The 10521-nt window shown below is 69.8% G+C and carries 13 protein-coding genes; 7 read left to right on the forward strand and 6 right to left on the reverse strand.

Annotated elements, in window-relative coordinates:
* Nucleotides 1-127: 127 nt before the first annotated feature.
* Both D7Y15_RS39730 and D7Y15_RS39735 read right to left on the reverse strand, forming a co-directional pair.
* On the reverse strand, nt 128-502 hold the full coding sequence (locus D7Y15_RS39730) for a DUF5615 family PIN-like protein (RefSeq protein ID WP_120574679.1): 375 nt from the start codon (nt 500-502) through the stop codon (nt 128-130).
* A 12-nt stretch (nt 503-514) separates the two neighbouring features.
* Nucleotides 515-1153 carry a DUF433 domain-containing protein gene (locus tag D7Y15_RS39735; RefSeq protein WP_158629197.1) on the reverse strand — a complete coding sequence of 213 codons (639 nt, stop codon included), beginning with the start codon at nt 1151-1153 and terminating at the stop codon, nt 515-517.
* Between the two features lie 214 nt (nt 1154-1367).
* Here D7Y15_RS39735 and D7Y15_RS39740 point away from each other — a divergent pair, with 214 nt between their 5' ends.
* Nucleotides 1368-2603: a DUF6068 family protein gene (locus D7Y15_RS39740; RefSeq protein WP_121755819.1), complete on the forward strand. Its 1236-nt coding sequence runs from the start codon at nt 1368-1370 to the stop codon at nt 2601-2603.
* 6 nt (nt 2604-2609) lie between these two features.
* On the opposite strand, the gene D7Y15_RS39745 is transcribed toward D7Y15_RS39740, so the two are convergent.
* Entirely contained in the window at nt 2610-4442 is a 1833-nt protein-coding gene (locus D7Y15_RS39745) for a patatin-like phospholipase family protein (RefSeq protein ID WP_121755820.1), read from the reverse strand.
* Between the two features lie 172 nt (nt 4443-4614).
* Between D7Y15_RS39745 and D7Y15_RS39750 the strand changes: the two genes are divergently transcribed.
* Nucleotides 4615-5511, forward strand: a complete 897-nt coding sequence (locus tag D7Y15_RS39750) for a bestrophin family protein (protein ID WP_121755821.1) — start codon at nt 4615-4617, stop codon at nt 5509-5511.
* A 30-nt stretch (nt 5512-5541) separates the two neighbouring features.
* Nucleotides 5542-5715 carry a hypothetical protein gene (locus D7Y15_RS44985; RefSeq protein ID WP_158624282.1) on the forward strand — a complete coding sequence of 58 codons (174 nt, stop codon included), beginning with the start codon at nt 5542-5544 and terminating at the stop codon, nt 5713-5715.
* Nucleotides 5716-5740: 25 nt separating this feature from the next.
* Here the strand turns inward: D7Y15_RS44985 and D7Y15_RS39755 are convergent, their stop codons facing one another.
* Complete coding sequence (locus D7Y15_RS39755; protein ID WP_121755822.1) at nt 5741-6184, reverse strand: organic hydroperoxide resistance protein; 444 nt, start codon at nt 6182-6184, stop codon at nt 5741-5743.
* 44 nt (nt 6185-6228) lie between these two features.
* Nucleotides 6229-6672 carry a MarR family winged helix-turn-helix transcriptional regulator gene (locus D7Y15_RS39760; protein ID WP_120574685.1) on the reverse strand — a complete coding sequence of 148 codons (444 nt, stop codon included), beginning with the start codon at nt 6670-6672 and terminating at the stop codon, nt 6229-6231.
* Nucleotides 6673-6793: 121 nt separating this feature from the next.
* On the opposite strand from D7Y15_RS39760, the gene D7Y15_RS39765 reads away from it, so the two are divergent.
* From D7Y15_RS39765 to D7Y15_RS39780, 4 genes are all read left to right on the forward strand, one after another.
* A complete protein-coding gene (locus D7Y15_RS39765; protein ID WP_120574686.1) occupies nt 6794-7576 on the forward strand; it encodes a HipA family kinase in 783 nt (260 codons plus the stop codon).
* Nucleotides 7554-7952 (forward strand): DUF3037 domain-containing protein, encoded by a 399-nt coding sequence (locus D7Y15_RS39770; RefSeq protein ID WP_014393410.1) that lies wholly within the window; start codon nt 7554-7556, stop codon nt 7950-7952. Before D7Y15_RS39765 ends, D7Y15_RS39770 begins: the two co-directional genes overlap by 23 nt.
* A 149-nt stretch (nt 7953-8101) precedes the next feature.
* On the forward strand, nt 8102-9073 hold the full coding sequence (locus D7Y15_RS39775) for an endonuclease/exonuclease/phosphatase family protein (RefSeq protein WP_121755823.1): 972 nt from the start codon (nt 8102-8104) through the stop codon (nt 9071-9073).
* An 81-nt stretch (nt 9074-9154) separates the two neighbouring features.
* On the forward strand, nt 9155-9547 hold the full coding sequence (locus D7Y15_RS39780; RefSeq protein WP_121755824.1) for a DUF488 domain-containing protein: 393 nt from the start codon (nt 9155-9157) through the stop codon (nt 9545-9547).
* On the opposite strand, the gene D7Y15_RS39785 is transcribed toward D7Y15_RS39780, so the two are convergent.
* Nucleotides 9544-10407 carry a J domain-containing protein gene (locus tag D7Y15_RS39785; protein WP_121755825.1) on the reverse strand — a complete coding sequence of 288 codons (864 nt, stop codon included), beginning with the start codon at nt 10405-10407 and terminating at the stop codon, nt 9544-9546. The genes D7Y15_RS39780 and D7Y15_RS39785 overlap by 4 nt on opposite strands.
* Nucleotides 10408-10521 lie beyond the last annotated feature (114 nt).

The following is a 10521-nucleotide window of genomic DNA, read 5'->3' on the forward strand; positions in this document are numbered from 1 at the left end:
CTCTTCGTTGATGGCCACTTTGCGTCCCAGCATGGCTTCTCTTCCTGCCCCACACCACCCCGCCTCGCACGGGCCTGTCAGGCAGGCGGCTGGCGATCTGCTCACTCAAATGAGGGGATCGCTCAGGTCAAGGCCCCGGAAGGTCGCTGACGGTGAACTCACCCACTGCCCACACCTCGACCAGCTTGTTGGTGAGATCCAGTTGCTGCTGGAGCACGTGGTCCACGACAGGCTCCAGATGCCTCCATTGCTCCTCGGAACTGAGCCCGGCCACGCGGAAGGCGATGATGCCCGCGTGAAGTTCGCAATCCCGCGCGAGCACGATGAAGTCTCCCACGTTCGTGGTGACGACCACCTCGCTGCGCTCGAATGCCAGACGCCAGAGTTCGGGGTCCGTCAGGCCGGCCTTTCCCAGGTGGACGATATGCGCGGCTTCCAAGCCCTTGGCATGGAGACGCACCGCGAGCCTGGGAGAGAGGTTTTCATCGACCAGCAACTTCATCGAAAAGGCAGACTAGGCGCCCTCTCGACGAGACACGAGTGCTTTGCGCGGGCGCCCCTGCGGGCGGGGAAGTTGCGCGAAGAGCACCGCGAAGGCGAGGTCTTCGTCATCCAGCCGGGGGAAGTCCTCCCTGACCTCGGTTCGCGGCACGCCCTTCAACAGCAGGTCTCCCACGTGCCGGACCGCGATGCGCGTGCCCTTGAAGACAGGCTCGCCGCCCAGGACATCCGGGCGTGACTCGATGCGCCGCTTGCCGTGGATGAACAGGCGCACCTGCTTCACCGATTCAGCGAATGGCTGCCGGGCGTCGAAGCTCGCCTGGACGGAGGTGAACTCCCAGCCCGTGTCGGTCTTGCGCCACGGCGACGCATGCGGCTCGCGGTCGTCATGCACGCCGGCAATCGCCTCATGGAGTTCACGGCGCACACTCGGGCTCAACGTCAGCGCCTTCTCCAGGTGTCGCACCAGGCGGAAGTAGAAGACGTCCCGAGGCCCGAAGCAGTGCCTGGAACGGCCTTTCGCACGGCCGGGCAGGATGCCCTCCTCCAGTTCCTGCCAGATGCGCCGGCTCGGAACCTCCGCGAGCGCCGCGAGTTCCTCAACGCTCAACCTGCGCCAGGGACGCAGTTCTAGATGCGCGCCAGAAATCATCACCATCTCCTGGTGATAATATCGGCGCGGCGTCTGACAGTGTCAATCGAGCCCGGCCATGCAAAGGGACCGGGCCGTCGGGCGTTCGGCCCGTGGGGTGACTTGCTGGGACGGACCCGACACGGCGGGTCCTGTCGAGAAGGACACGCTCCTCCCGCACGCAATCCCACCGGCCACGCGGCTCCACGCGGCGCTCCGTGTATCTAGCGACCGCATGCGACGCCCCCTCTTCCGCGCTCCCCTCCTGCTGTGCTCCGCGCTCCTGCTGACCACGGGCTGCGAGAGCATGAAGCCTCGTGCCGTCTCCCCCTCCGACGGCACCACCGCCACCGAACAGCCCGACGCCTCCGCCCCGACCGAGGCCTCCGTGCTGGACGCTGGCGCCCCCGACACCACCGCCACGCCTTCGCCATGGCAGCGCGCCCGCGTGGGCGACCGCGTGGAGTACGCCTTCTCCGCCCACCGGGGCCGCCCTGGCGCGGACACCGGCGTGGGCGTGGCCGGCCATGTCACGCTGGAGGTCGTCTCCGTCCAGGCGCCCTGGGCGTGGCTCACCGTCACCTTCACGGATGATCAGGGCAAGCCCCTGGCCCACCCGCGCCTCTCCCAGTCCCGCGTGCTGCCCATGCGCATGGAGGAGACACAGCCCTGGAAGGAAGAGCACCGCGGCCAGCGCTCCGCCGAACAGACCACCGCCGCCGGACGCACCTGGGAGGCCCGCCGCTTCCTGGACGACCGCCGCCCCAGCGACGGCCCCCTCCACAACCGCCTCTATGCCAATGAGCCCGGCCCGCTGTACCTCACCCATGGCCTGCTCGACGCCAGCACCACGCTCTCCGGCTTCGGCGCCAGCGGCAGCCAGCAGCTCACGCTCGTGTCCTTCCGCCAGGGCTCCGACGCCGCGGGCAACGTGCCCGTGCTCGACCGGCCCTGGGGCCCGGGCACCTGGTACGACGTGCGCCAAGAGCTCTCCGGCACGCCCTCCGTGCGCCGCGTCTGCCTGGGCGCCGAGCGCGGCTTCGTCCTTCGCAAGGAGCTGACCGGCCCCACCGGCGACGCCCCCTGCGCCGACTTCCGCGACGCCGAGCCCCAGCCCCTGGAAGAGGCCCTGCTCGCCGCCGTCAGCGAAGCCATCAGCCAGCCGCAGCAGTGGCCTCCCGTCGCCGCCGGCACCGCGCCGCCGCGCCGGGAGACGTTCACCGTCGCCCAGCACCCCATCCCCGCCTTCGTCCTCGAAGCGCCCGCGGGCGAGGGCGCCGAGCGCCGCGTGCAGGTCACCACCTACGCCGCCGACCCCTGGGGCGCCGCGCTCAACGGACTCGCGGACGAGGCCCGCTTCATCCCGCTCGCCGACGCCGTCTACCGCTCCCCGCCCAAGGGCAAGCGCGTGCCCGAGGACGGCACCGCGCTCGCCGGCTGGGGCAAGTGGGTCATCGACGGCGGCAGGTAGCGCGCGTCAGTCACACGTGCGGCGCTCCGGCTTGTCCGCGCGGCACTGCGCCACGGACGGGAGCGCCTCGCGCGCCTCGTCCGCCACCTCCACCAACTGGCGCGCGCACTCCTGCGCCGCCAGCGTGCCCTGGATGTCGAACAGGGACAGCACTTCCTTGCAGCGCTTCTGCATGGACTCCACGCCCGCCACGAAGAGCGGCTGCATCACCTCCGGCGTGAACGAGTAGCCGCTCGCCGTCGCCAACCCCGACTCCGGCTTGAACATCCACGTGCTGCGCCAGCTGCTCGCCACCTGGTCGAAGCGCGCCGAGCCCATCCACACCGCCTGCCCCGCCCCCGGCCCCACCATCTGCGGCTGGAAGCCCGTGCCCTTGCGGCGGCAGAAGTCCTCCGTCGCGCCTCGCAGCGTGCAGACGTTGTACTCGCCCAGCCGGCGCGTCACCGCGAGCAACTCCGCCTGCTGCACCTCCGCCACGCGCGGCTGCGCCACGAACAAATCGATGGTGCGCATCAGCACGCTCATCGCGTTCTTCGGATCCATCGCCGGTGACGGGTTCATCCCTCCCGTCGAAATCACCAGCACGCGCTCCGCCCCACGCTCCACCGCCTGGAGCAGCGGGAGCCCGGAGCGCACGCCGCCGTCGTAGTACGTCCCCGTGCGGTCACCCGCCGCCGACGGCAGCTTGCCCGCCGGGTTCGACAGCACCGGCTCCGCGATGGACGCCACGATGGCGTGAATCATCCCGCCCTTGCGCAGGTGGTCCGACGCGCCCGGCTTGAAGTCCGCCGGGTCCTGGTCGCTCACGCTGAACACGTCGCCCGTCTGGAAATCCACCGACACCGACACCAGCTCCGTGCCGTTGTGCAACATCGCCGGCTGGATGAATTGATCCAGCTTCGTATAGATGCCGTCGAACTTCACCAGGCCCCGCGTGTCCTCCGCCAGGTTCCACAGCCACGTGGAGTTCACGCAGTACAGGTCCGACTCCACCGTGCACGTGTAGTTGCCCAGCAAGAGCCGCCGCGCGTTCGCCTCCTGGCCCGGCGTGTGGAACAGGTCCACCAGCGTGCTGATGAGCGCGCCCGTGCTCGTCCCCGCCGCCAGGTCGATTCGCGCGTCGCCGCACCCCTCCGGCGCGGGCTTGCCCCGGCACTGCTCCAGGATGCCCAACAGCCGCCACATGGCCCCCGCGCTGAACGCCCCGTTGGCCCCGCCGCCGCTCAGCACCACCGCGTTGCTGGGCCGCTGCAGGTCGCGCCGCCACGAGCGCGCCCGCACGTACGCCGCCGCGGACGCCGCGCCCCGCTGGATGCCCTGCGCGAGCACCTCGCGCGTCAACGGCACCTCCAGCGACTGCTGCAACGCCGCGAGCGACGGACCAATGCCCATCGCGTTCGCGAGGAAGCGCTCCGCGTCCACCTCCTCCGCCGCCGCTGCCGCCACGGGGAGGGACTGCGCGGGCATCGGCACGCCCCACGCCGACGCCTTCACGGTCTGGTCGACGTAGCCCGTGCGCGCGTCGTTCTCATAGCAGGACGCCGAGTCGTTGCCCGCGTGCTGGACCAGGCACGCCGACATGTCCAGCACGGCCTCCGGAGACGCGCCCAGCGCCTCCATCCACGCGCCCGCGCGCGCCGGGTCCACATAGGAGTCCGTCAGCTGTGCGCGCGTCAGCCCCGCCACGCGCTCCACCGCCGGCACCCGGACCGGCACGTCCTTCGGATTCGACGAGTCCGGGGTGTTGAGCGTGTCCAGCAGGACGTCCGTGCGCAGGAAGCTGCAACCGCTCGCCGTGGCGGCGAGGAACATCAGCAGGGGCGTGAGGTGACGGCGCATGGAAGACGCCTCCTTGACGAGGGAGTGGACGGACCGTCTTCCTCCTTAGCTGAAGCCCCCGACGCCCGGCCATCACCCGAAGCGTCTGGCATCCGCAATCTCGCAAAGCACTGCCCGCGACGCGTCGCGGTGCGGTTAGCATGCGCCTCCCGTTCCGGAGGGTATCCCCTACATGGTTGAGTATGACCCGCATCGATGGTGGAGCTACTTCCACTACCTGCGCGGTTCGATGGTGAAGGAGATCGTCGGCCGAGTGTTGATATGCGTTGTCTGGGCCGCGGCCGTGGTGGGCTTCTCGAAGCACGTGCGCGACGTGGGCGTGCCCCCGACAGTGCACACGCTGGCGGGCATCTCGCTGAGCCTCCTGCTCGTGTTCCGAACCAACGCTTCCTATGACCGCTTCTGGGAGGGCCGGAAGCTCTGGGGCGGCATCGTCAACGAGACGCGCAACCTGGTCCGCGCGTCAGAGCCCTTCCTGGGCCGCACGGAGCTGTTCGCCACGCTGGTGCGCTGGACGGCCATGTTCCCCTTCGCCACCGCCGCGTGGCTGCGCGGCCAGCAGCGGCACCTGGGCCCCCACACGGACACCCTGCCCTCCGGGGAGGTGGCGGACGCGCTCAAGGCCCAGCACGTGCCCCTCAACGTGGCCCGCCGGATGACCGCCGTGCTGGACGAGGGCCGCCGCCAGGGGCTCTATCCCGAGTACGTCCAGATGCAGCTGGACCAGAACGTCCACCAGCTCATCGACTACCTGGGGGGTTGTGAGCGCATCCACCGCACGCCCATGCCCTTCGCGTACATGCTACACGTGCGCCGCGCGCTCATCCTCTACTGCTTCACCCTGCCCTTCGCGCTGGTGGACACCTTTGGCTGGGTGACAGTCCTGGCCACGTTCCTCGTCGCGTATGTCTTCTTTGGTATCGAAGAGATTGGCGTCGAGATTGAGGACCCCTTCGGCACGGACGACAACGACCTGCCGCTCGATACCATCTGCCAGAGCATCCAGAACAACCTGCTGGCGCTCCTGCCAACCTCCACCCCGAGCGCCCATGCCGACTCCGCCACCTGAGCCCGCGAGCTCCGTCCTCTTCCAGCGCAAATGGAAGGCGGAGCTGCGCGCCAGCGGCGCGATGACGCCTCGGGTGCCAGTGCAGTTCGTCGCCGAGCAGGGCCGGGCCATCCGCGCAAGAGCCTGACCAAGGGGCTGCCCATCTTCGAGGCGCGCTTCGACGGCGCGGAGACGGTGCGCGTCGTGGAGGCAGGCAAGGTCTAGCCCTGCCTCCGCCAGCCGTGAAGGACTACTCCGCGACGGAGACCTTCACCTCGATGTTGCCGCGCGTGGCGTTGGAGTACGGGCACACCTGGTGGGCCGCCTCCATCAGCTTCTGCGCCTCCTCGCGGGGGATGCCCGGGAGGATGCCCGTGAGCTCCACCGCCAGGCCGAAGCCGCCGTCCGGCGTCTTGCCGATGGTGACGGTGGCCTTCACGCCGGCCTTCTCATCCAGCTTCTTGCCGGCCTTGCCCGCCACCAGGCGCAGCGCGCTCTCGAAGCAGGAGGAGAAGCCCGCGGCGAAGAGCTGCTCGGGGTTGGTGGCCGACTCCTTGCCGGAGCCGCCCAGTTGCTTCGGCATGGCCAGCTCCAGGCCGTCCAGCGGGCTGTTCTCGAGGAGCAACTTGCCGTTGCGGCCGCCGTGCGTGATGGCGGTGGTGGAGTAGAGCGGCGAGATCTGGACCGGGGCCATGGTGTTGCTCCTTCGTGACTTCGTGGTTGGAAACCGCGTGTGTCTCAAGCGCTGCGTGAGGAAACCTTTTCGAACAGCCGCTGGATGTCCCGGCGCAGCCGCGACAGCTCCTCCAGCGTCAAACCGGTGCGGCAGACGATGGCCTCCGGGATGGACGCGGCCTTGCGGCGCAGGGCCTTACCCTGCGCGGTGAGCGACACCGTCACCGACCGCGCGTCCTCCGTGGAACGTTCGCGACGCACGAAGCCCTGCGTCTCCAGCCGCTTGAGCAGCGGCGTGAGCGTCCCCGAGTCCAGGTACAGCTTCTCCCCCAGCTCCTTCACCGTCACCCCGTCCGTCTCCCAGAGCACCAGCATCACCAGGTACTGCGGATAGGTGAGCCCCAGCTTCGCCAGGAGCGGCGTGTAGGCCTGCACCATCGCGCGCGACGCCGCGTAGAGCGGGAAGCACAGCTGCAGGTCCAGCCGGAGGAAGTCGTCCGTCGACATGGGGAATATGTAGTGCGCAATTAAATTGCGCGCAACTGAATTGGAGGCGCGCTGGGAAGGTGGGCAGGGGTGTGGTACAGCCGCCACCCCCGGAGTGCCCGGGAACTGTCGAGGACGAGTGATGCTCAGGACGGTCACCGCCACGCGCTACGTGACGCCCTTGCGCGAAGGGGGCTCGCTGCCCGCCATCGTGGAGGCGAACGACGCGGGGCTCTATGTCGTGAAGTTCCGTGGGGCGGGCCAGGGGGCCAAGGCGCTCATCGCGGAGCTGTTGGCGGGAGAGATTGCTCGCGTGCTGGGCCTGCGGGTGCCGGAGCTGGTGTTCGTGGAGCTGGACGTGTCACTGGGGCGCAACGAGCCGGACAGTGAAATCCGCGAGCTGCTCAAGTCGAGCGCGGGGTTGAACCTGGCGCTGGACTACCTGCCGCGCTCGGTGACGTTCGACCCGCTGGCGGTGCCGGTGCCGGAGGCGCAGGTGGCGTCCGCCATCGTGGCCTTCGACGCGTTCGTGACGAACGTGGACCGCACGCCGAAGAACCCCAACCTCCTGGTGTGGCACCGCAACCTCTGGCTCATCGACCACGGGGCGGCGATGTACTTCCACCACTCGTGGGACGGATGGGAGGAGCGCAGCCAGACGCGGTTCGCGCCCATCAAGGACCACGTGCTGCTGCCGTGGGCACACGGGTTGGCGGAGGCCGGGGACCTGCTGCGCGAGCGGGTGACGCGGGAGGTGGTGGAGCGCATCGTGGGGTCCATTCCTGAGGCGTGGCTGGGCCAGGAGCCCGCGTTCGCGTCCACGGCGGAGCACCGCGCGGCGTACGTGACGTGGCTGATGCGCAGGCTGGAAGCGGCGCCGGGGTTCATCGAGGAGGCGACGCGTGCCCACGCCCAGCTCGTTTGATTACGCCATCATCCGGCTGGTGCCTCGCGTGGAGCGCGAGGAGTTCATCAACGTGGGCGTCGTCCTCTTCTGCGTGCAGCACCGCTTCCTGGGAGCGCGCGTGGAGTTGGACGTGGCGCGGCTGAAGGCGCTGTCACCGGACGCGGACGTGGAGCTGCTCGCGGGCCACCTGGAGAGCTTCCGCCGCGTGTGCGTGGGCGGGAAGGACGCGGGGCCCATTGGACGGCTGCCGCAGAAGGAGCGCTGGCACTGGCTGGTGGCGCCGCGGAGCACGATGCTCCAGACGGGGCCGGTGCACGCGGGCCTGTGTGACGACCCGGACCGCGCGCTGGAGCACCTGCTGGACACGATGGTGCGGGTGAAGCCCGCTCCGTGAGCAGGCGGGCGGACGAGCCCTGCGTCCGCTTGTCGGCACATCGCGGATGACGCGAACGCATCCCATGGTGAAGAGAGCGGGGAGGCCTGGACGTTTGTCCCGGGGCTTCCCATTTTTCGCCGCGAGGCATGGGGAGGTGGCGTCCGTACATGGAGCCGTCAGCGCTACGCATCGTCACGTACAACGTCCGCTACTTCGGCCACATGCTGAGGGGGCTCGCGAGCACCCTGGGCCCCAAGCGCCGGGTGGCGGCCGCCCTGGCCACCCTGGACCCGTTGCCGGACGTCGTCTGCCTCCAGGAGGTGGAGACCTCCTCGTTGCGCAGCAACATCGTCCACCGGCCCACCCGCCCGGGTGAGACACAGCTGGAAGCCTTCATGGAGCGTGTGGAGGAGACGTTCGCCCTCCAGGGGAGAGAGATGCCCTACGAGGCGTTCTACTTCCGCGCGCACCACTACAAGGTGGGCGAGCTGTCGCTGTACACGACGGGGCTGGCGATGCTCGTCAACACGCGCACGCTCCAGGTGGACCGGCACAATGTGGAGGCGCCGGAGCACATCACGCACCACCACGTGCAAGGCCTGAAGGAGCGCAAGCAGAGCCGCATCTGCGCGCACATGCGCGTCTTGCGCCGCTCGGACCAGCGCGCGTTCCACATCTTCAACACGCACCTGAGCCTGCCCACGCCGTTCGCCCGCGAGTTCTGGGCCACGCGCGACAAGATGGGCTGCGGCGTCAACCAGCTCCACGAGGCGAAGAAGCTCACGGGCTTCATCGGGCTGCACGCGAAGGAGGAGCCGTTCGTGGTGTGCGGGGACTTCAACTCGCCGCCGTCGTCGCCGGTGTTCCGCTATCTCACGGGGGATGCGCACCTGACGTGCGCGCAGGCGTCGGTGGGGCAGATCAACCCGACCCTGTCCCGCGCCTTCCCCACCGCGGGCTTCATGCACATGCGCATGCACCTGGACCACCTGTTCTCCGGTGGCGGCGTGAGCTGGCTGGACACGACGGAGACGCGGCCCTTCGGAGACCTGACCAGCCGCTTCCACGGCCTGTCAGACCACGTGCCGCTCATCGCGCGCTTCCGGCTGGAGGCTCCGGCGCCCGCGCTGGTGACCTGAGAAGCGGGCCGCCGCGTCCCCGCCGGGTACTCCCCGCGCGCGCCTCGCGTGGGCAGCGTGTCCTTTCGGAGGCTCGCGACGATGATTCGACTCCAGCGCGTTTATGACGAGCACGGCTCGGACCCTCGGGCGGAGACCCGCTTCCTGGTGGACCGGCTGTGGCCTCGGGGGCGCAAGAAGGCGGACCTCCACCTGGACGGCTGGCCCCGCGAGGTGGGACCCAGCACGGAGCTGCGGCGGTGGTTCGCCCACGACGTGGCGCGCTGGGACGAGTTCCGGCGCCGGTACACCCGCGAGCTGGATGCGCACCCCGACGCATGGGAGCCGTTGCTCGATGCCGCGCGCCATGGCCGCATCACGCTGCTTCACGGTGCCCGCGACACCGAGCACAACAACGCCGTGGTGCTGAAGGACTACCTGGAGGCCCGACTGAAGCGCGCCTCGCGAACGAAGCCGCGCCGCACGGTGCACTAACCCGCGTCGCGCTCCAGCGCCTCCCACGCGTCCAGGATTTCGCGCGTCTTGCGCTCGGCGAGCGCATGGAACTCCGGCGCCAGGTGGGCCACCTTGTCCGGGTGGTATTGCGAGATGAGCGTGCGGAACGCCTTGCGCGCCTCGTCCTTGGGGGTGCCCCGCTCGATGCCCAGCACCGTCCAGGGGTCCTTCGTCTCGGGCTCGGGCGCGACGGCACGGCTGCCGCGCGGGGGCGTGGGTTCGTCGGCCTGCGACGAGCGAGCCCTGCCCGAACCCGGGCGGGCCCCCGCACCACCTCGCGAGGACGCGTCACCTCGGGCGCTGGAGCGGCGCCAGGGATCGGCGGGTTCCTCCGGCGCTCCGCTGTCACTCGCGGGGCCGTAACGCGGCGGGGCCTTGGGCGCGGGCTCCGGGCGGCGGTGGCCGGGGCGCTTCTCCGGGTCGGGCGCGGGGATGCCGTGAGACAGGCGGCTCAGGGCCTCCTGGAGGAACCACAGGTCTTCCGCGGGACTGGCGTGCTTGCGCACCACCGCGCGCGGCTTGCCGTCCTCCAGCAGCACGTAGCCCGTGGACGCCGCGTAGGCGCGCTTCTTGTCCTCCGGGTAGAGCCGGTCACCCAGGTCCCCCAGCGGATCCCTCCACATGCCTTCCGTGGTGCCTTCGTCCGCCACGATGACCTGCGACAGCACGTGCCCGAACAGGTCCTCCAGCGCCGCGAAGGGTTCGCGCGCCTGCGGCGGACGCGTCATCACGGAGCCGTGGCGCACCCCCGCCACCAGCAGCAGCCCTTGCGCCGCGTCCACGAACGAGAAGAGCTTCTCGCGGACCTGCTTGTCGGAGAAGTAGAGAACGGCCTGCACGGTCCTCCCATCTTAGGCCCTTCGCGCCCCGGCCCCCACCCGTTCCCCTCCCAACCTGTCGGGGCCGGGCCCAGGAATTCCTACAAGACCCGGTTCGAAGCGGCTCGACCCGGG

The organism is Corallococcus sp. AB030 (assembly GCF_003668965.1).
Lineage (GTDB): Bacteria > Myxococcota > Myxococcia > Myxococcales > Myxococcaceae > Corallococcus > Corallococcus exiguus.

Bases quoted from the DNA above. Each gene is read 5' to 3' on its own strand.
- D7Y15_RS39730 (WP_120574679.1), bottom strand. From the start codon at position 502: ATGAAGTTGCTGGTCGATGAAAACCTCTCTCCCAGGCTCGCGGTGCGT.
- D7Y15_RS39735 (WP_158629197.1), bottom strand. From the start codon at position 1,153: ATGATTTCTGGCGCGCATCTAGAACTGCGTCCCTGGCGCAGGTTGAGC.
- D7Y15_RS39740 (WP_121755819.1), top strand. From the start codon at position 1,368: ATGCGACGCCCCCTCTTCCGCGCTCCCCTCCTGCTGTGCTCCGCGCTC.
- D7Y15_RS39745 (WP_121755820.1), bottom strand. From the start codon at position 4,442: ATGCGCCGTCACCTCACGCCCCTGCTGATGTTCCTCGCCGCCACGGCG.
- D7Y15_RS39750 (WP_121755821.1), top strand. From the start codon at position 4,615: ATGGTTGAGTATGACCCGCATCGATGGTGGAGCTACTTCCACTACCTG.
- D7Y15_RS44985 (WP_158624282.1), top strand. From the start codon at position 5,542: ATGGAAGGCGGAGCTGCGCGCCAGCGGCGCGATGACGCCTCGGGTGCC.
- D7Y15_RS39755 (WP_121755822.1), bottom strand. From the start codon at position 6,184: ATGGCCCCGGTCCAGATCTCGCCGCTCTACTCCACCACCGCCATCACG.
- D7Y15_RS39760 (WP_120574685.1), bottom strand. From the start codon at position 6,672: ATGTCGACGGACGACTTCCTCCGGCTGGACCTGCAGCTGTGCTTCCCG.
- D7Y15_RS39765 (WP_120574686.1), top strand. From the start codon at position 6,794: ATGCTCAGGACGGTCACCGCCACGCGCTACGTGACGCCCTTGCGCGAA.
- D7Y15_RS39775 (WP_121755823.1), top strand. From the start codon at position 8,102: ATGGAGCCGTCAGCGCTACGCATCGTCACGTACAACGTCCGCTACTTC.
- D7Y15_RS39780 (WP_121755824.1), top strand. From the start codon at position 9,155: ATGATTCGACTCCAGCGCGTTTATGACGAGCACGGCTCGGACCCTCGG.